18 protein-coding genes are annotated in these 19,796 nt (G+C 36.6%); all 18 read left to right on the plus strand.

Annotated elements, in window-relative coordinates; all coding sequences use genetic code 11:
* Positions 1-96: 96 nt before the first annotated feature.
* The 18 genes from tsf (at position 97) to HMPREF1477_RS01385 (ending at position 19,750) form a co-directional block, all read left to right on the plus strand.
* Entirely contained in the window at positions 97-777 is a 681-nt protein-coding gene (gene tsf / locus HMPREF1477_RS01300) for a translation elongation factor Ts (RefSeq protein ID WP_005379419.1), read from the plus strand.
* Positions 778-839: 62 nt separating this feature from the next.
* Positions 840-1,565 (plus strand): UMP kinase, encoded by a 726-nt coding sequence (gene pyrH / locus HMPREF1477_RS01305; RefSeq protein WP_005378934.1) that lies wholly within the window; start codon positions 840-842, stop codon positions 1,563-1,565.
* 6 nt (positions 1,566-1,571) lie between these two features.
* Positions 1,572-2,132, plus strand: a complete 561-nt coding sequence (frr, locus tag HMPREF1477_RS01310) for a ribosome recycling factor (protein WP_005378949.1) — start codon at positions 1,572-1,574, stop codon at positions 2,130-2,132.
* Positions 2,132-2,383 (plus strand): hypothetical protein, encoded by a 252-nt coding sequence (locus tag HMPREF1477_RS01315; protein ID WP_005383252.1) that lies wholly within the window; start codon positions 2,132-2,134, stop codon positions 2,381-2,383. Before frr ends, HMPREF1477_RS01315 begins: the two co-directional genes overlap by 1 nt.
* Positions 2,364-3,125 carry an isoprenyl transferase gene (locus HMPREF1477_RS01320; RefSeq protein ID WP_005378832.1) on the plus strand — a complete coding sequence of 254 codons (762 nt, stop codon included), beginning with the start codon at positions 2,364-2,366 and terminating at the stop codon, positions 3,123-3,125. Before HMPREF1477_RS01315 ends, HMPREF1477_RS01320 begins: the two co-directional genes overlap by 20 nt.
* 3 nt (positions 3,126-3,128) lie before the next feature.
* Entirely contained in the window at positions 3,129-3,950 is an 822-nt protein-coding gene (locus tag HMPREF1477_RS01325) for a phosphatidate cytidylyltransferase (protein WP_016475541.1), read from the plus strand.
* Positions 3,951-3,977: 27 nt separating this feature from the next.
* On the plus strand, positions 3,978-5,129 hold the full coding sequence (locus HMPREF1477_RS01330) for a 1-deoxy-D-xylulose-5-phosphate reductoisomerase (RefSeq protein WP_016475542.1): 1,152 nt from the start codon (positions 3,978-3,980) through the stop codon (positions 5,127-5,129).
* A gap of 1 nt (position 5,130) precedes the next feature.
* The gene (gene rseP, locus HMPREF1477_RS01335) at positions 5,131-6,147 is read left to right on the plus strand and encodes an RIP metalloprotease RseP (RefSeq protein WP_005379402.1); all 1,017 of its coding nucleotides are present in this window, start codon (positions 5,131-5,133) and stop codon (positions 6,145-6,147) included.
* Positions 6,148-6,171: 24 nt separating this feature from the next.
* A complete protein-coding gene (gene ispG / locus HMPREF1477_RS01340) occupies positions 6,172-7,248 on the plus strand; it encodes a flavodoxin-dependent (E)-4-hydroxy-3-methylbut-2-enyl-diphosphate synthase (protein ID WP_005379002.1) in 1,077 nt (358 codons plus the stop codon).
* A 4-nt stretch (positions 7,249-7,252) separates the two neighbouring features.
* A complete protein-coding gene (locus HMPREF1477_RS01345; RefSeq protein WP_016475543.1) occupies positions 7,253-8,971 on the plus strand; it encodes a proline--tRNA ligase in 1,719 nt (572 codons plus the stop codon).
* A 176-nt stretch (positions 8,972-9,147) separates the two neighbouring features.
* A complete protein-coding gene (locus HMPREF1477_RS01350) occupies positions 9,148-9,972 on the plus strand; it encodes a PHP domain-containing protein (RefSeq protein WP_016475544.1) in 825 nt (274 codons plus the stop codon).
* Positions 9,973-9,992: 20 nt separating this feature from the next.
* Positions 9,993-10,871 carry an Asp23/Gls24 family envelope stress response protein gene (locus tag HMPREF1477_RS01355; RefSeq protein ID WP_016475545.1) on the plus strand — a complete coding sequence of 293 codons (879 nt, stop codon included), beginning with the start codon at positions 9,993-9,995 and terminating at the stop codon, positions 10,869-10,871.
* A gap of 8 nt (positions 10,872-10,879) precedes the next feature.
* On the plus strand, positions 10,880-12,196 hold the full coding sequence (miaB, locus tag HMPREF1477_RS01360; protein WP_016475546.1) for a tRNA (N6-isopentenyl adenosine(37)-C2)-methylthiotransferase MiaB: 1,317 nt from the start codon (positions 10,880-10,882) through the stop codon (positions 12,194-12,196).
* A gap of 2 nt (positions 12,197-12,198) precedes the next feature.
* Complete coding sequence (mutS, locus tag HMPREF1477_RS01365; RefSeq protein ID WP_016475547.1) at positions 12,199-14,820, plus strand: DNA mismatch repair protein MutS; 2,622 nt, start codon at positions 12,199-12,201, stop codon at positions 14,818-14,820.
* Positions 14,820-16,778 (plus strand): DNA mismatch repair endonuclease MutL, encoded by a 1,959-nt coding sequence (gene mutL / locus HMPREF1477_RS01370; RefSeq protein ID WP_016475548.1) that lies wholly within the window; start codon positions 14,820-14,822, stop codon positions 16,776-16,778. Before mutS ends, mutL begins: the two co-directional genes overlap by 1 nt.
* Before the next feature lies 1 nt (position 16,779).
* On the plus strand, positions 16,780-17,574 hold the full coding sequence (locus HMPREF1477_RS01375; protein ID WP_016475549.1) for a class I SAM-dependent methyltransferase: 795 nt from the start codon (positions 16,780-16,782) through the stop codon (positions 17,572-17,574).
* Positions 17,571-18,494, plus strand: coding sequence for a tRNA (adenosine(37)-N6)-dimethylallyltransferase MiaA (miaA, locus tag HMPREF1477_RS01380; protein ID WP_016475550.1), 924 nt, complete (start codon positions 17,571-17,573; stop codon positions 18,492-18,494). Before HMPREF1477_RS01375 ends, miaA begins: the two co-directional genes overlap by 4 nt.
* A gap of 17 nt (positions 18,495-18,511) precedes the next feature.
* On the plus strand, positions 18,512-19,750 hold the full coding sequence (locus HMPREF1477_RS01385; RefSeq protein WP_016475551.1) for a methionine gamma-lyase family protein: 1,239 nt from the start codon (positions 18,512-18,514) through the stop codon (positions 19,748-19,750).
* Positions 19,751-19,796 lie beyond the last annotated feature (46 nt).

The following is a 19,796-nucleotide window of genomic DNA, read 5'->3' on the forward strand; positions in this document are numbered from 1 at the left end:
TCATAATTGATTAGCATTTGAAAGATAAATCTATAACATATATAATTAGGGTAAGGACTATATCCTTACCTTAATTAGTACTAGGAGGAACAAATAATGGCAATTACTGCTGCTATGGTAAAAGAATTGCGCGACATGACTGGCGCAGGTATGATGGATGCTAAAAAAGCATTAGTTGAAACTGACGGTAATATCGATAAAGCGGTTGACCTTCTTCGTGAAAAAGGTTTGGCTGCTGCAGCTAAAAAAGCTGGTCGTATTGCAGCTGAAGGTGTAGTACAATCTTACATTCATGCTGGTGGTCGTATCGGCGTTTTAGTTGAAGTTAACTGCGAAACTGACTTCGTTGCTAAAACTGATGATTTCCAAAGCTTAGCACGCGACATCGCAATGCAAATCGCAGCTGTTAACCCTACATACTTAAACCGTGAAGAGGTTCCTGCTGAAGTAATCGAACATGAAAAACAAGTATTGTTGGAACAAGCTAAAGCAGAAGCTGAAGAAGACGTTAAAGCAGGCCGTAAACCAAAACCTGAAGCTGTTTTGGAAAAAATGGTTAATGGCCGTATTGAAAAATTCTATAAAGAAAATTGCCTATTAGAACAAGCGTTCATTAAAGATGGTGACAAAACAGTTACTGATATCATTAATGAAAATATTGCAAAAATCGGTGAAAACATCAACGTACGTCGTTTTGTTCGCTACGGTTTGGGCGAAGGCATTGAAAAACGCCAAGATGACTTCGTAGCAGAAGTAATGGCATCTGTTGGTAAATAATTAATACATAATAAGAGAACACCGTACCGTGTTCTCTTATTTTGCAATAGAGGAGTATACAAATGGCAAAGAGACACTTTAAACGTATTGTTTTGAAGTTGAGTGGTGAAGCATTAGCGGGTGATCAAGGTTTCGGTATTAACCCTGATGTAGTTGAAAAGTTTGCACAAGAAATCGCAGCTTTGGCAAAATCCACTGATTTAGAAATCGCTATTGTTGTTGGTGGCGGTAACCTATGGAGAGGGTTAGCTGGTAGTAATCAAGGTATGGATCGTGCTACAGCTGACTATATGGGCATGTTGGCAACAGTGATGAACTCCTTAGCATTGCAAGATGCATTAGAACAAGCTGGCGTGGATACTCGCGTACAAACAGCTATTGAAATGCAGGAAATTGCAGAGCCTTATATTCGTCGTCGTGCAATTCGTCACTTGGAGAAAAAACGTATCGTTATCTTTGGCGCAGGCCTTGGGAAACCTTATTTCTCCACAGATACAACAGCTGCATTGCGCGCTGCAGAAATTGAAGCTGATGCAATTTTGATGGCTAAAAAGTTTGCTGATGGTGTATATGATTCTGATCCAAAAACAAATCCTAATGCCGTTAAATTTGATGAATTAACATATAATGACATTATTACAAAAGAATTAAAAGTAATGGATTCTACATCCACTACATTATGTAAAGACAATAATATCCCTATTATCGTTTTCAGCATGGATATTCCTGGTAATATTACCAAAGCTGCAAAAGGTGAAGAAGTAGGGACTATCGTTCGCGGAGAATAAACCACTATGGAATTAAAAGAATTAATGCAACAACAAGAAGAACGTATGAATAAGTCCATCGAGTCTTTAAAGCATGAATTTGCTTCTATTCGTACCGGTCGTGCTAGTACTGCATTACTTGATAAAGTGATGGTTGATTACTACGGATCTCCTACGCCAATTAATCAAGTAGCTAATATTTCTGTACCAGAACCTCGCATGATTTTAATTGCACCATGGGATAAATCCATGATTGGTGCTATTGAAAAAGCTATTTTACAATCAGATTTGGGATTAAACCCAGGTAATGATGGTACGGCTATTCGTTTGACAATTCCTCAATTAACAGAAGAACGTCGTAAAGAAATTGTTAAAGTAGTTCATAAGAAAGCTGAAGATGCAAAGGTAGCAGTTCGTAACATTCGTCGTGATGCTAATGATGCATTGAAAAAAGAAGAAAAAGCTAAAACGATTACTGAAGATGATGCTAAAGATGGTTTAGATCAAATTCAGAAATTAACGGATAAAAAGATTAAACAAATCGATGAATTGAAAGCCGTTAAAGAAAAGGACGTATTAGAAGTATAATGACTAATTCTAGTAGTCTTATTGGAATGCCTTGGCAGCTTGCAAAGTCTCAATTGCAGGCTGCCCATATTCCTTTTAAGGTAATAATAGGCGATAATTTTAATCGCTTTTTTGAGATAGCCTCTGAAGGCTATTATGTCGCAAGAATCACTGAATCTGAGGATATGCTTCATATCATTCTATATAGACCTATGGTTGCAAGTGATTTTGGACATACTCTGGAGGTAATGTATGCTGAGGAAACTATTTAAACGCCATACCTCATCTACAGTTAATATAGATGAACACAATGTGCCTCGTCACGTAGCTATTATTATGGATGGCAATGGGCGTTGGGCAAAGCGTCGTGGCATGCCTCGGTCAATGGGACATCGAGCAGGTGCTGATGTATTAAAAGAAATTGTTATTGCTGCTGATGAAATCGGTGTAAAAGCATTAACAGTATATGGATTCTCAACGGAGAACTGGAAACGGCCTGAGCAAGAGGTTTCTCTTTTGATGGCCTTGATTAAAGAATATTTACAAAAAAACGTACAATATATGCATGAACATAATGTTCGTATACGTTTCATTGGATATATTCAAGGACTTTCAGAAGAATTACAAACGATTATTTCTGATTCCGAAGCATTAACTAAGAATAATACAGGCCTAACCTTACAATTAGCTATTAATTATGGTGGGCGTGATGAGATAGTACGGACTGTACAAGGAATAGCCCAATCTGTGTTAGAGGGACAACTTGCAGTTCAAGATATTACTGAACAATATGTTAGCAGTCATTTATATACGCAAGAGTTTAGTGATGTCGATTTACTAATACGTCCTAGCAAAGATTATCGTATTAGTAACTTTTTATTATGGCAGTTAGCATATGCCGAATTTTGGTTTACTGATTTACATTGGCCAGATTTTACAAAAGAAACATTATTAGAAGCTATAGCAGCCTATCAAAAACGAGAACGTCGTTTTGGTGGCTTGCAAGAGGAATAATCGATGCTTAAAACACGTGTTATCACTGCAGTTATCGGGTTTATCATTGCATTAGGTGCCATTACACTAGGTGGCTTAACATATGATATACTCATTACATTATTAGCACTTATTGGATGGCGAGAATTTATACTGCTAAGTAAGGCTAAACATGTTCGTGTACCGGTATTGTGGGGATACCTTTCAATTATCGCTATCATGATATCCTTGTGGTTTGGCAGTTATACAGTAAGTATGGCTTGCTTTGTATTCGCCATCATTTCCAATTATCTAATGTGTACATTTGGTGAAAATACATATTCTATGAGTAGCGTTTCTTATAGCTTATTTGGTTTGCTATATATAGTAATGGGACTAGGCTCATTATTATTGATACGTCATGACTGGCTCTATAGTTCATTAACAATGCCTATTGTTGGTGAAAGTTGGGGCGTAGTTATGCTATGGTTATTATTGTTTTCAACATGGGCTAGCGATACCTTTGCATACTTTGCCGGTCGTGCATTTGGTAAACGTAAAATTGTACCGTCCATAAGTCCTAATAAAACATTAGAAGGTTTTATTGGCGGTTTTATCGGCTGTGTTGTAACTGGTATTGTGTATGCTGTAATCAGTCATATACCAGTCTATATGGGTGCCTATGTTGGCGTCATTTGTGGTGTATTAGCACCTTTAGGTGATTTATTTGAATCTAAATTAAAACGATTATGTAATGTAAAAGACTCAGGTACACTATTACCTGGTCATGGTGGGGTTTTAGATCGTTTTGATAGTTTAATGTTTACCGCACCGGTTACATTATTATTAATTTTATGTTTTGCATAATAAACATAAACAGAAAAGAAGGCTTTTATGAAGTATGTAAGTATATTGGGAAGTACTGGCTCAATTGGTACACAAACATTAGATGTTATTAAGCAACATCCTGACCAATTTAAAGCCGTTGCATTAGTTGCTCACCGTAATATTGATTTATTAGAACAACAAATTAATGAATTTAATCCATTAATAGCTGGTGTAGTTGATGAACAAGCATATATGCTTCTTAAAGAACGTTATCATGGTTCCACTAAAATAATAGGTGGTAAAGAAGCTTTGATTAGTGCAGCCACAATTCAAGAAGCTACTATGGTGGTTACGGCAATTGTTGGTGCTGTTGGTATTGAGCCAACTGTAGAGGCCATTAAGGCCCGCAAGACTATCGGCCTTGCCAATAAAGAAACATTGGTAGCAGGTGGACCTTTAATTACGGCACTTGCTAAGGAATATAATGTTGCTATTTTACCTATAGACAGTGAACATAGTGCTATTTTCCAATGTTTGGAAGGACAAGCTAAATCGAATGTAGATTCATTGATATTAACTGCTTCAGGTGGGCCACTTCGAACCTGGTCTAGTGAACGTATTGCTTCTGCTACGGCAGAGGATTGTTTAAAACATCCTACATGGAATATGGGTAGCAAAATTACTATTGATTCTGCTTCTTTATTTAATAAAGGGCTAGAGGTAATTGAAGCCCATTGGTTATTCGACTTTGATTTTGATCATATCGATGTGGTGGTTCACCCTCAAAGTATTATTCATTCTATGATTCGTTTAAATGATGGTGCTATCCTTGCACAAATGGGTAATCCTGATATGCGTGAACCAATTCAATATGCTTTAACATATCCTAAACGGATGCACCTTGATATGAAACATTTGGATTTTAAAGAATTACTCACTCTTGAGTTTATGCCTCCTAGAGTGGATGATTTTCCTGCTTTAAATTTAGCATATGAAGTTGGTAAAATTGGTGGTTTTAAGCCAGCCGTATTTAATGCAGCTAATGAAACTGCCGTATATGCATTTTTAGATGGAAAAATCATATTTAGCGATATCTATAAAATCGTTACCGCTGTTTTGGAATCCATGGGAAGAGATGATGATTTTACTCTCGATAACTTACTAGCTATTGATCAATGGGCTCGCATAAAAGCTTCAGAATTTATAAATAGGAGATAGTATGATTACGGCTTTAGCCACAATATTTGTATTTGGTCTAATCGTGTTTATTCATGAATTAGGTCATTTTATAACTGCAAAATTATCGGGCATGCGTGTTGATGAATTTGCTATTGGTTTTGGTCCTGTTTTGCTAAAAAAACAGTATGGCGAGACCTTATACTCTGTTCGTTGTATTCCGTTAGGTGGTTTCAATCGCATCGCTGGAATGACACCTGATGAGCCATTAGATGATGGTTCATTCTATACAAAACCAGCTTATAAAAAACTTATTGTTATTTCTGCTGGTGCTATTTTTAATTTCTTATTGGCTATAGTCATTTATTTCGGCCTAAATGCTACCGTGGGGACAATGGTTTCTACTGATAAGCCTATAATTGGCAGTGTTATTACAGGTGGTGCTGCAGATTTAGGAAAATTACAGGGTGGAGACATTATACTTTCCATTGATAACCAACCTATTTCCAAGTGGTCAGAGATTTCTGAACGTTTGAAAGGCACAGCTAATCATGGTGTTACCGTTGTAGTAAATCGTAATGGTGAAACAGTTGAAACTACTGTAATTCCAAAGATGGAAAAGGATACACCAAAGTTAGGTATATATCAAGCGTATGAAACAATACCTCATAGTATAGGGGATTCTTTCATACTAGCGGTTCAGAAAACAGGATATATTATTGTAGCTATGGTAGATGGACTACGTGAAATGGTTGTAGGTACAGAGCAGGCTGAAGTATCTGGACCAGTTGGCATTTCACATATGGCAGGTTCTATAGCTCAACAAGGCTTTGCACCTCTATTGAGTTTTGCTGCATTGCTAAGTATTAATTTAGGTGTTATCAATCTTTTGCCGTTACCAGTTCTTGATGGTGGGCATCTCATCATCATTTTAATAGAGGCCATTACAAGACGTAAATTACCGGCTAAAGCTTTGATGTATATTCAAATGATTGGTATTGCGCTATTAGTTACCATATTTGTATATGCTACTGCAAAAGATATACTACAATTACTATAAATAAGTCATAGTTAGGAGTTATATATGATTACTAGAAAACCAACAAATGGTATCTATGTAGGCAATGTAAAAATTGGCGACTATGCACCTGTTAGTATTCAGTCAATGATTACTACTGATCCTGTACATACGGAAAAGGCGATTGCTGAAATCAATCGATTAGCTGATGCTGGTTGTGAATTAGTTCGAGTTGCAGTTCCTACAATGGAATCTGCAAAAGCATTAAAAGCGGTACGTGCAGGAATAACCATTCCTCTTATAGCAGATATTCATTTTGATTATAAATTAGCATTAGAAGCCATTGATAATAATGTAGATGGCCTTCGAATTAATCCAGGCAATATCGGTGGAGAGGATAAGGTGTTGGCCGTTATTGAAAAGGCTAAACCTAAGCAAATTCCAATTCGTATTGGTGTCAATGCTGGTTCTTTACCACAACATATATTAGACGCTTATGGAGGTCATCCAACAGCTGATGGTATGGTTGAGACTGCATTGGAACACGTACGTATTTTAGAGAAATTGGACTATAAACAAATGAAGATTTCTATTAAAGCTACCGAAGTACCACTTATGGTAGAAGCTTATAGAAAACTTTCAGATAAAATACCATATCCATTGCATTTAGGTGTAACTGAGGCCGGTACCATTAAACAAGGTACGATTAAATCGGCTATGGGTATTGGTGCATTGCTATTAGATGGTATCGGTGATACCTTGCGCGTATCCTTAACAGGTGACCCTATTCATGAAATTGAGGTGGGTAAAAGTATTCTAAGCAATTTAGGTCTTAGAAACTTTGGAGCTACTATGATTTCATGCCCAACATGCGGTCGTTGCCAAGTTAATTTATTTGATATGGCAAGCATTGTAGAAGAACGTCTAGCATCCATTTCTGCACCTATTAAGGTTGCCGTAATGGGATGTGTCGTTAATGGACCTGGTGAAGCTAGGGAAGCCGATTTTGGTATTGCCGGTGGTAAAGGTCAAGGTATCGTATTCAGAAAAGGGGAAGTTTTAAAAACCGTACCCGAATCTGAACTAGTAGATACTTTATTTAGAGAAATAGATCAATATTTAGAAACAATTGATAAGGAGTAATTGTATGTTAGCCAGTAAATTATATGCCCCAACATTGCGGGAAGTTCCATCTGATGCAGATGTGGTAAGTCAACAGCTTATGTTGCGCGCAGGTTTTATGCGTAAGGTTGCTAATGGTTTATATAGTTTTTTACCGTTGGGCTGGCGAAGCATCAAAAAAATTGAAGCTATCATTCGCGAAGAAATGGACCGTTCTGGTGCACAAGAGATTATGATGCCTATTTTGCAACCAGCAGAGATTTGGAAAGAATCTGGTCGTTGGAATGCGTATGGTGCTGAAATGATGCGTATCAATGACCGCCATGATGTGGAGTACTGCTTAGGACCAACTCATGAAGAAATGATTACAACATTGGTAAAAAATGAAATTAATTCATATCGTCAATTACCAGTTAATCTTTATCAAATCCAAAGTAAATTCCGCGATGAACGTCGTCCACGATATGGTTTAATGCGTAGCCGCGAATTTATCATGAAGGATGGTTACTCCTTTGACATTGATGATGCAGCTGCAGATGTTTCTTACAAAAATATGTATGATGCATATAGTCGTATTTTTACTCGTTGCGGTCTTACTTTTAGACCTGTAGAAGCAGATAGCGGTGCTATTGGTGGTAGCAATACCCATGAATTTATGGCTATTGCTGAAGCTGGTGAAGCAGATATTATTCACTGTTCTGTTTGTGACTATGCAGCGAATATTGAAATCGGTAAACCTGGCATTATGAAGCAAGCAGAAGAAGCTTTAAAAGAATTAGAAGTAGTAGATACACCTCATGCATCTACTATTGAAGCTGTTGCAGAAATGCTCAATTTACCTTTGGAAAAAACTATTAAAGCAGTAGTATATGCTATTGAAGATAAAGTAATTCTAGCTATGGTTCGCGGTGATCATGATGTGAATGAAGTGGCTGTTCAACATGCTGTTAATGGTTCTGTAGAACCTGAAATGGCAACACCTGAACAATTGGAGAAGGTTGGATTGACAGCTGGTTTTATCAGCCCAGTAGGTCTTAAACAAACTGATGATTTTGCTATAGTTGTAGATGAATCTGTTATGGAAACTTACAATGTTTGTGGTGGTGCCAATAAAGCTGATGCTCATTACATCAATATCAATCCTAAACGCGATTTTAATACAGAAGATATTATCGTAGCACCTATTCGTTTGATTACTAAAGACGATGTGTGCCCTGAATGCCATAGTCCTCTAGAATACAGTAAAGGTATCGAAGTAGGCCAAGTATTTAAGTTAGGTACTAAATATTCTGAAAGTTTACAAGCTACATACCTTGATCAAAATGGTCGTCCTAATGCAATGGTTATGGGCTGTTATGGTATTGGCGTTAGCCGTACATTAGCTGCAGCTATTGAACAATATCATGATGAAAATGGTATTATTTGGCCTCGTGCTATAGCTCCATTTGAAGTAGTTATTGTTCCTATTAACGCAAAAGATGAAGCTCTAATGTCCACAAGTACATCTATTTACGATACATTGTTAAACAATAAAGTAGATGTATTATTAGATGACCGTAAAGATCGGGCTGGTGTTAAGTTTAAAGATGCTGATCTTATTGGCTATCCATTGCGTATTACAGTAAGTAAAAATACGTTGGAAAGCAATGAGGTTGAAATCCGCGTTCGTAAAACAGGTGAAGCTATTAATTGTCCAATCGATGAAGTATCTAACAAGGTACAAGAATTATTGAGCCAATTATAATTAAATTGCGATTCTAGTGAAAGCTCATTGGAATCGCAATTTTTATATTTATATATATGTGAATTCATTTAATTTCATATTGAAAACTTTTAGTTAATACCTTGTAAAAACTTGAATAAACAAGCGGAATAAGTCATAATAAAATGATAGGGTAATGTAATAATTTGGAGGTAATTATGCGTGTAGATTTTCATATGCATTCTACATTTTCTGATGGTGTAGAAACACCAGAACAGCTATTACAGCATGCTATTGAAGCTGATTTGAAAATGATTGCATTAACTGATCACGATGAAATTGCTGGTATAGATGTAATGTTACAAAATAATAGTTCTATTCAAATTATTACAGGTTGTGAGTTCAGTGGTCACTATAAAGGTAAGGATATTCATATCTTAGGTTATGGATTTAATCATCATGATGAAGGATTACGGAAATTCATTGAATTTTTCAAAGAAAAACGTGAATCAAGAATAAAAGAAATTATTAGTCGATGTATTGCTCATGGCTATGACATTTCTTTTTCTGAATTACAAAATTTATATCCAAATACTAAGTCCTATGGTAGACCACATGTTGCTAGATTATTAATAGATCATGGCTATGCCAAAGATGTACAAGATGTATTTGATGGTATATTAAATTCAAAAAGCCCGTGTTATATACCTAAAGTAAAATTAGAAGTACCAGAAATATTAGATATTATTCATAATGCAAATGGACTAGCTGTATTAGCGCATCCAAAATTAGTCCGTAATGATGAGTATGTTGCGGAACTATTAAACTATAGTTTTGATGGTGTAGAAGTATATCATTCTAAACATGATTATGATGATGAAGTAAATTATTTAACCATGGCAAAAGAACGAAATTTATTTGTTACAGGTGGATCTGATTATCATGGAATACCTAATCGATACCCTTATCATTTAGGTGAATATGTTGTAGATAGTAATCTAGTAAATCAATTTATCGAACGCATACGTTGTATATCGGCGTAATTATAGATGTGAGGTGTACTATGGAAGTTATTGCTTTTGTAGGTGGTAGTGGGACCGGTAAAAGTCATCGGGCTCTCGTACTAGCTCATGAAAATAGTGTGGAATGCATTATTGATGATGGTATTTTAATTCATGATAATAAAATTGTAGCTGGATTTTCTGCCAAAAAAGAATCTAGTCGGTTAAAGGCCGTTCGTCGTGCTATATTCCAAGATCCGGTTCAAGTTAAAGAGGTTCGTAGTCAATTAGATGTTATCAAGCCGAATCGATTGATGATTATCGGTACATCCGATAATATGGTCAAAAAAATTACAAAGGCATTGGGGATTCAAGAACCAGATCGATATATTCGCATCGAAGATGTGGCAACCCCTAAAGAAATTGAAAAAGCACAGTATGCTCGTTTAAAGGAAGGTAAGCATATTATTCCTGTGCCAACCATGGAATTAAAGCCTCACTTTAAAGGATATCTTATCGATCCAATTAAGACGATTTGGAGACGACGTACATTGCGTAAACAAGATCCTGATAAAATTGGTCAAATTGGATCTGAAGGCTTTGAACGTTCCGTTGTTAGACCAGCCTTTAGTTATTATGGTCGTCTAACATTTGATGATGATGTCATCATTAAATTAATTAGAAATGGCCTAAAAAAGGTTCCTGGTGTTGATGCCTCATCAGACATCGCTTTCAAAAAGAGCTCTAAAGGGCAGAATGGTTTAATATTAGATATGTCAGTTGTTATTGAACAAGGTCATCCAGTTAAACCAATGATGCAACAGGTACAAAAATCTGTACGCAACGAATTAGAATATATTACGGGCATGTCTGTAGAGCGGATGTCTATAAAAGTAAAAAATATTGTAGAAACAAAACGTAAGATTATAAAACATATTTAGGAGATAGAATGAAGTCATATTATATATATACCTATGGTTGTCAAATGAATACCGCTGATTCTGAGCGTCTTTCACATCAACTTGAAACAGTAGGTTATATACCGACCGATGATGTAGAATCGGCAGATTTAATATTATTGAATACCTGTGCAGTACGTGAAACGGCAGAAACGAAAGTATTTGGTCGTATCGGTGAATTAAAACGTTTAAAACAAAAAAATAAAAATTTGATCATTGCTATTACAGGTTGTATGGCACAAAAAAATCAAGCTGAAATGTTTAAACGCGCACCTCATATCGATATTGTCCTAGGTACTCATAATATTCAACATATTAATGAAATGATTGCTGAGGTTCAACGTACCCATAAGCATCAAATCAATGTTGACATGGATAATACAGTACTTCCAGAATTACAGGCAAAACCTAATGGTACATTTTTTGCTTGGGTACCGATTATGAATGGTTGTAATAAATTTTGTACTTATTGCATCGTTCCTCATGTGCGCGGTCGCGAAATTAGCCGTCCCGTAGAAGCAATTGTTAAAGAAGTAACAGAGTTGGGTGCAAAAGGGTTTAAGGAAATTACGTTGTTAGGACAAAATGTAAATTCCTATGGCTTAGATTTTAAAGATGGTACTGATTTTGGCACATTAGTAGATGCCCTTGATCATGTCCCAGGCATCGAACGTATTCGTTATATGACGAGTCATCCTCAAGATATGACCAAATCAATGATTGATGCATTGGGGCGCTCTAGTAATATCGTTACGCATTTACATTTACCAATTCAATCTGGTTCTGATAGAATTTTAAAGAAGATGAATCGCCATTATACGGTGGAACATTATAAAGAATTATTATCCTACTGTAGAGAGAACATTAAAAATGTGGTTGTAACAACCGATATAATCGTAGGTTTTCCTGGGGAGACTGAGGAAGATTTTGAACAGACGCTTCAATTATTAAAAGATGTTCGCTACGATATGGCTTATACTTTTATTTACTCTAAACGGTCTGGTACGCCTGCTGCTACCATGGATGAGCAAGTTCCAGAAGAAGTAAAACGCGTTCGTCTACAACAATTGATGGATATTCAAAATGAAATTTCTTTAGAACTCAATAAAACTATGGAAGGCAAAGTATTTGATATTATTGTAGAAGGTCCAAGTGCTAAAGATGAAACCATGTGGTTCGGTCGTACGTCCGGGAATAAAATGGTACTATTCCCAAAAGATGATGAGTTAACTATCGGTGATACTGTACCAGCCTATATTGATAAAGCACAAACATGGGTCTGCTACGGTACCATTCAAAAGGGGTAAGAATGGCAAAAAAAGTAACACCAATGATGGAACAATATTTAGACATTAAATCGCGACATAGCGATGAGCTTCTATTTTTCCGACTTGGTGATTTTTATGAATTATTTAATGAAGATGCATTAATTGCATCTCGAGAATTGAATATTACCTTAACAGGTAGACCAACAGGCAATGAGGAACGAACACCTATGTGTGGCGTTCCTTTTCATGCTGCTGAAAGTTACATAGAAACTTTGGTTAAAAAGGGGTACAAGGTCGCTATTTGTGAACAATTAGAGGACCCTAAGGCCGTAAAAGGCATCGTTAAACGGGATGTTATCCAAGTCATTACACCGGGAACCGTAATGACAGAAAATGGTAATGATGCACGGAGTAATAACTTTTTAGCTCTATTCTATTTAGTTAAAGAGGCCTGGATTCTTGTATTCTCCGATGTATCTACGGGTGAGGTCATTTGGGATCGTGTACCTCAAGACAATATAAGTCAAATATATGATTCCCTTAGCATGTATAGACCTGCTGAAATCATTGTTCCTGAAGGAACTATTTTGCCACAATCTATCGTTGATTTCATTCATAATCAATTTAATAATGTAGTATTATCCCCTTTTGCCTCCTTTGAAAGTGTAGAACATGCATGTAAATTAGCAAATAATCACTTTCAAGATATGGGCCTTATGGAGGAAGATGTATTAGCTGCATTAGGCTTTATGCTCTTATATTTACAAGATGTAATTAAAACAGAAATAGCCCATATTAATTATGTTCATCAGATGGATGTAGGCAATCGTTTGATTCTAGATACATCCTCATTGCGTCATCTTGAGATTACACACAACTTGCGGGATGGCGGTGTAAAGGGGACTTTATTAGATGTGCTCGACAGAACATTAACACCTATGGGGGCCCGTCTATTAAAACAATGGTTGGAAAGTCCTCTTACGGATATATCTACTATTCAACGACGTCAAGCTGCTGTTGCGGAACTCATATCTCGCAATGGTGAAAGATGCGAAATTCAAAGTTATTTAGATTGTATTTATGATTTTGAGCGTATCGTAGGTCGTATTGAAACAGGTTCTGTATCGCCTCGGGATTTTACATCGCTTCGTGAATCCCTACAAGTACTACCGCATATTAAGAATCTTCTTAAAGAATTTTCTGGCCTTTCATTGTCATCTATTAATACTCGCATTGATAATCATGCTGATATATATGATTTATTGAATCGAGCTATCGCAGAGCAACCTGCGTTAACATTAAAAGATGGTCGAGTTATTAGAGATGACTATAATGAAGAATTAGATGAACTTCGTTCACTGGCTACTAATAGTGAAGTTTGGCTTCAAAAGTTAGAGGATAAGGCTAGGGAAGAAACTGGTCTTAAACTTAAAACAAAATATAATAAGGTTTTTGGCTACTTCTTTGAAGTTAGCAAAGCTCAAGTTGATAAGGTACCAGCCTATTTTATTCGGAAACAAACCACAGTTAATGCAGAGCGTTATATTACACCTGATTTAAAAGAATTTGAAATTAAAATTCTAAGTGCCAAGGAAAAGATTGTTTCCTTAGAGCAACAGCTCTATCAAGATTTACGTAATCAAATTAAAGGGGTTATCAAAAAGGTTCAGGAAACAGCTAGGGCTTTAGCAGAACTGGATGTACTTGCATCATTAGCAACTGTTGCCTATGAGTCAAATTATATTTGCCCTAATATTGTGATGAATGGGCAAATTAATATTCGCGATGGACGTCATCCAGTGATAGAAAAATTCTTAAAAAGAGAGGTTTTTGTTCCTAATGATGTAGTACTCAATCATGATGATGAAGAATTTATGCTTATAACTGGACCCAATATGGCTGGTAAATCTACCTATATGAGACAAGTTGCGATACTTATGATTATGGCTCAAATTGGGTCATTCATTCCTGCTAGAGAAGCCACTATTTCTCCTGTAGATCGCGTATTTACACGTGTAGGTGCTAGTGATGATATTTCTACAGGTCAAAGTACATTTATGGTAGAAATGAAAGAGGTTGCTTATATTCTTGAAAATGCTACATCTAAAAGTTTGATTATCCTTGATGAAATAGGTCGTGGTACAAGTACCTTTGACGGTTTAAGTATTGCACAAGCAGTGGTAGAACATATTTGTAAACATATCCATGCAAAAACATTGTTTGCTACTCATTACCATGAATTGATACCCTTAGAAGACGTATATCCACGATTAAAGAATTATACGGTAGCCGTTAAGGAAAAAGGGAAAGATATTGCCTTTTTGCGCCGTATTATTAGAGGTGGTGCCGATAGGAGCTATGGTATTCACGTAGCAAAATTAGCAGGTTTGCCGGCTCAAGTATTGAAACGAGCGGAAGTGATTCTTGAATCTTTAGAGAAACAAAATACCGACACCGATGATTTAAATAATCGCGTTATAACATCAGATTCTGTTGTTAAGTATACAAAACCTTCTATCGAACAAGATGATTTTGGCAATTTATTCACCCATTCTGTTGTGGATTCCTTATTAGCTATTGATGTGAATACGATGACACCTATAGAGGCGCTAAATGCAATTCATCAGTTACAAGCGGAGGCGCGTAATGGAGGCGGTAAATAATGGCAACCATACATGTTTTGGATGAAACTACAATCAATAAAATAGCAGCTGGTGAGGTTGTAGAACGTCCCGCATCAGTTGTAAAAGAACTGATTGAAAACTCTATTGATGCTGGTGCTACATCGATTGAAGTGGAAATTGGTGAAGGTGGTAGTGCATATATGCGCATTACTGATAATGGCAAGGGGATGACAGAAGAAGATGCCCGCCTTGCAGTTTTGCGCCATGCTACCTCTAAGATTCAAAATGTAGAGGATTTATTCGATATTGCATCCTTAGGGTTTAGGGGAGAGGCTTTGGCGAGTATCGCCTCTGTTTCTCATTTTGTTTTGACTACTAGAACTGTAGACCAAGAACTTGGTACACGTATCCTCATCGATGGAGGAACCTTTACTGATTGTATTCCTTATGGTGCAGCACCTGGTACGACAATTGAAGTGAAGGAATTATTTTTTAATACACCAGCTCGTCGTAAATTTCTTAAAACTGAACGAACTGAATCATCTAAAATTCAAGACATTGTTGGTAAATTGGCGTTAAGTAATCCGCATATTGCTTTTAAATTAACTATTGATGATCGTGTAGCCATCATTACACCAGGAACTGGCTCAATACAAGATACAGTGGCTGCATTATATGGTTATAAGACTAAGAATGATATATTTCCTATCGCTTATGAAAGTGAACATATCTATATCGAAGGTGTTGTATCTAAACCAACATTGTTAAAAAGCACGCGTATTTGGCAGACGATTATTGTCAATAATCGAGTTATATCAGATAAAACAATTTTGAAAGCCATAGATAATGCGTACCATGCATTATTACCAAAATCTGGATATCCATTGGTTTTACTACATATAACTGTACCGGCTAGTATGGTGGATATCAATGTACATCCTCGGAAGAGTGAAGTTAAATTCGAAGATGATAAAATCATATTTAAAGCTGTTTATCATGCAATTCTAAATGCCTTAAATAACCCTCTTCATGAACGGTATGAACGTGAATCATCATCGTTTACTCAACCTTTAGAAACTGAATCACAAGGTAGTGGCTATAACTCGTACCAAGCTCCACAAGTTTTGAGTGATCATAATGATACGGCTGAACATATTGCTACAGCCATTGACTATGATAAGGTTTTTGGCGGACGGCGCACTAAGGGATATGAGGTATTACGTCAGGATACACGCGATTTTGTAGATGCCTTAAAAGAAAAAGGGTTTACACCACCAGCTCCAAAAGCGACGTATGAACAGGAAGCATTTGAGGAATCCTCATTTACATCAGTTCCTACAGCTTATACTAGCTATACGACGGAAGATAAAGAGAAATTCCATCAAATACAAGAACAGCATATAGAAGATGAGTCTAGAGATATACAAAAATCAGGCTTTTTACCAATGGGACAGGTTGCATCCTGTTATATATTAGCCAAAAAAGGTGATGATTTATATATTATAGATCAGCATGCAGCACACGAACGTGTCCGTTATGATCGTTTGTGTAAATCTTCGGAAGCTATACCAATGCAAAGCCTGCTTGTACCGACTTATAGCAATGCCACAGAGGATGAAATGAATCTTGTTGAGAATGAACAGGACGCTTTGTTGGATTTAGGCTTTGAAGTAGAGCTTGGCGGTCCTAATCAAATCAAATTAGTTGGTGCACCTGTAGATCTAGTAGAAAGTAAAGCTCAGGAAATTTTATCTTATGTATTTACTTTTTTGCATGACCATGAACAGCCTACTAAAGCTCAATTGCGTCATGAAATGCTAGCTTATGCATCGTGTAGGGGTGCCATTAAATCTGGACACAATCTTAATATGTACCAAATGACAACACTTATTGAAGATTTATTCCATACAGATAAACCTTATGTGTGCCCTCATGGTCGCCCAACAATTATTAAATTTACACCTGATGAATTGGGTAAGTTATTCTTAAGGTCTTAATATGATTATTACTACTTCACAAAAAGCGTCTTCAGCGATAAAAGAAGAAACAAAAGAATTAGCTAAATCATTAGATTTAGTATATCTAAATCGTCAAAAGAGACCTATTTCTGAACTATTATTAGAGGATACACCTATTGCGGTTGTTTCTAAGAATCAATTGACAATTCATTTTAACGAAGAACAGGAGCATAGATTTCATTTATCCATGGCTCAATTGCGTATTTTACGCTTACAACGCGGAGATGATGACCATCTTGTAAACGCTATAGAATTGTTAACAACTGAATCATCTAATTCCATATCTATAGTTGATTGTACACTAGGCCTTGGCAGTGATAGTATTATCATGTCCTATGCATTCCCTAATGCACATATTATAGGATTAGAGGCGTCATATCCTATATGGCTATCTACATGGTTTGGATTGAAACATTATACTCATGAGGATATGACTGTAACAAATGCACTACGTCGTATTGATGCTCGTCATGATAATTTTGAAAGCTTTTTAAAGGGGCTACCTAACGATAGTGTAGATATATTATATTTTGACCCTATGTTTGAAGTTCCTATTGAAGAAAGTCCTCAATTTAAACCGTTGCGTGGGCATACTTTGGAAGGTAGAATCACAGATTCTGTGATTCAGGAAGCTAGGCGCGTTTGTCGATTAGGTTTTATTATTAAAGAACGGCCGTTTAGTTCTGTATTTAAAGATTTCCCACCATTCACATGGGTGGGCGGCAAGTATAGTCGTATTGGATATGGTGTTTACAGTGATAAGGGGTTACAATGAAAAAGTTAATAACAATTGTAGGTCCTACAGCTGTAGGTAAGACTGACTTAACATTAGCATTGGCTAAAAGCTATAATGGCGAAGTGATTTCTGGTGATGCGTATCAGGTGTATAAACAGTTGAATATTGGTACTGCAAAGCCGACAACAGATGAATTAGCTGCTGTACCCCATCATCTCATAAACATTTTAGAACCTGACGATGATTACAGTGTTTCTATCTTTCAACAACAAGCCAAATCATTAATAGATCAATTAAATGACAATCATGTTGTACCAATCTTATCTGGTGGCACTGGTTTATATGTTCAGTCTTTGTTAGAAAACTATAATTTTAATGATATAAAGCCTAATACAAAATTAAGAATCAAATTAGATGAGTTATATACTGAATATGGCGTAGATGGATTACGTGAGTATGCTCAGAATTTGGCAGAAAAAGGTGGCATAGAAATTAAATATACTGATAAACATCGGTTGTACCGCGCTATTGAATTGATGACTGCTGGTGATTATAAATCGTTAATAAAGCAAACAAAAGAGGGTTTATCCTATAAAGGTCCAGTTATTGGATTACAACGAGAACGTAGTGATTTATATGATCGAATCAATCGTCGCGTAGAAATTATGTTTGAAAAAGGTCTAGAGGATGAAGTTAAACAATTACTAAAAAATGGAGTAAATCCAAATTGTCAGGCTTTTAAAGGTATTGGCTATAAAGAGGTTGTTCAGTATTTAGAAGGATTAATCAGTTATGACGCATGTGTAGATTTAATTCAGAAAAATACGCGTCACTTTGCAAAACGACAAATTACATGGTATAAACGTATGCCGTACATAGAATGGATTACCATAGACTCACAAACAACAGAAGCCGAAATTTATGGTATGGCTTGTAATATAATTGACTCAAGTTTTTAATGGATAAAGGATAGAGAATGACATTAGAAGAAATACGTAGTAAAGCCCTTGAAATGGCTGAACCACAATTTAAAAAGTTTGAACCTATTGCATTAGCAAATACGAAAAAGGTATTAGAAGCATTTAAAGAGTGTCAAGTATCTGACTATCATTTTACAGGCACAACCGGTTATGGTTATAACGATGTAGGCCGTGAAAAATTAGATGAAGTATTTGCCTATGTATTCAAAGGCGAAAAGGCTCTCGTGCGCCCACATTTTGTATCGGGTACTCACGCATTAGCCACCACACTGATGGCTATTATGGGAAATGGCTCTAAAGGAACTGAATTTATCTATGCCGTTGGAGCTCCTTATGATACAATGCAATCCGTTATAGGCTATACTCGTCCTGTTAAGGGTTCATTGATTGAAAAAGGTTTTACCTATACAGAAGTGCCCCTTAACAATAATACCTATGATTTGGACGCTATAGGACAGGCTGTTAATTCCAATACACGTGCTGTGGTTATCCAACGTTCTCGTGGGTATAGTACTCGTGAGCCATTGTCGATTGCGGATATTAAAGCGATCGTTGATGTTGTGAAAGCTAAGAATCCGGAAACCATTTGCTTTGTAGATAATTGCTACGGTGAATTTACAGAGCTTCAAGAGCCATTAGAGGCCGGTGCTGATATCATGGCAGGTTCTCTCATCAAAAATGCTGGCGGTGGTTTAGCACCAACCGGTGGCTATATCGTGGGCCGTGAGGATTTAGTTGAAGATGCATCATATCAATTGACGGCTCCAGGGCTTGGTGATCATATGGGCTCTTATGCGCCTGGTTACCGTTTATTCTTCCAAGGCTTGTTTATGGCTCCTCATGTAGTATTACAAGCTCTTAAAGGGGCTGTGTATACAGCTGCAGTAGGTGAATTACTTGGATATGAAGTATTTCCTAAGGTAGATGCAGCGCGTTATGATTTGATTCAAGCCATTAATTTAAAAAATGGCGAGGAAATGGAGCATTTCTGTGTAGGTATGCAAGCTTACTCTCCTGTAGATGCGCATGTGCATCCAATTCCTGGGGATATGCCTGGTTATGAAGATAAAATTATCATGGCTGGCGGTACCTTTGTACAAGGGTCATCTATTGAGCTTAGTGCCGATGGCCCTGTGCGCTCTCCATATACAATCTTCATGCAAGGTGGTCTTGTATTCGAACATTCTATGCTCGGCATTTTAGGGGCGGCAGAGGAATTATTAAAACATAGATAATAATTAGAATCTCTTTCTTTGATGGAAAGAGATTCTTTTGTTTCAA

Source organism: Veillonella sp. HPA0037, from assembly GCF_000411535.1.
Taxonomy (GTDB): Bacteria; Bacillota; Negativicutes; order Veillonellales; family Veillonellaceae; genus Veillonella; species Veillonella atypica.

Coding starts and splice junctions, on each gene's coding strand:
- pyrH (WP_005378934.1), top strand. CDS start 840: ATGGCAAAGAGACACTTTAAACGTATTGTTTTGAAGTTGAGTGGTGAA.
- HMPREF1477_RS01345 (WP_016475543.1), top strand. CDS start 7,253: ATGTTAGCCAGTAAATTATATGCCCCAACATTGCGGGAAGTTCCATCT.
- mutL (WP_016475548.1), top strand. CDS start 14,820: ATGGCAACCATACATGTTTTGGATGAAACTACAATCAATAAAATAGCA.
- rseP (WP_005379402.1), top strand. CDS start 5,131: ATGATTACGGCTTTAGCCACAATATTTGTATTTGGTCTAATCGTGTTT.
- HMPREF1477_RS01330 (WP_016475542.1), top strand. CDS start 3,978: ATGAAGTATGTAAGTATATTGGGAAGTACTGGCTCAATTGGTACACAA.
- HMPREF1477_RS01320 (WP_005378832.1), top strand. CDS start 2,364: ATGCTGAGGAAACTATTTAAACGCCATACCTCATCTACAGTTAATATA.
- miaA (WP_016475550.1), top strand. CDS start 17,571: ATGAAAAAGTTAATAACAATTGTAGGTCCTACAGCTGTAGGTAAGACT.
- HMPREF1477_RS01385 (WP_016475551.1), top strand. CDS start 18,512: ATGACATTAGAAGAAATACGTAGTAAAGCCCTTGAAATGGCTGAACCA.
- tsf (WP_005379419.1), top strand. CDS start 97: ATGGCAATTACTGCTGCTATGGTAAAAGAATTGCGCGACATGACTGGC.
- HMPREF1477_RS01375 (WP_016475549.1), top strand. CDS start 16,780: ATGATTATTACTACTTCACAAAAAGCGTCTTCAGCGATAAAAGAAGAA.
- HMPREF1477_RS01315 (WP_005383252.1), top strand. CDS start 2,132: ATGACTAATTCTAGTAGTCTTATTGGAATGCCTTGGCAGCTTGCAAAG.
- HMPREF1477_RS01325 (WP_016475541.1), top strand. CDS start 3,129: ATGCTTAAAACACGTGTTATCACTGCAGTTATCGGGTTTATCATTGCA.
- HMPREF1477_RS01355 (WP_016475545.1), top strand. CDS start 9,993: ATGGAAGTTATTGCTTTTGTAGGTGGTAGTGGGACCGGTAAAAGTCAT.
- frr (WP_005378949.1), top strand. CDS start 1,572: ATGGAATTAAAAGAATTAATGCAACAACAAGAAGAACGTATGAATAAG.
- ispG (WP_005379002.1), top strand. CDS start 6,172: ATGATTACTAGAAAACCAACAAATGGTATCTATGTAGGCAATGTAAAA.
- HMPREF1477_RS01350 (WP_016475544.1), top strand. CDS start 9,148: ATGCGTGTAGATTTTCATATGCATTCTACATTTTCTGATGGTGTAGAA.
- miaB (WP_016475546.1), top strand. CDS start 10,880: ATGAAGTCATATTATATATATACCTATGGTTGTCAAATGAATACCGCT.
- mutS (WP_016475547.1), top strand. CDS start 12,199: ATGGCAAAAAAAGTAACACCAATGATGGAACAATATTTAGACATTAAA.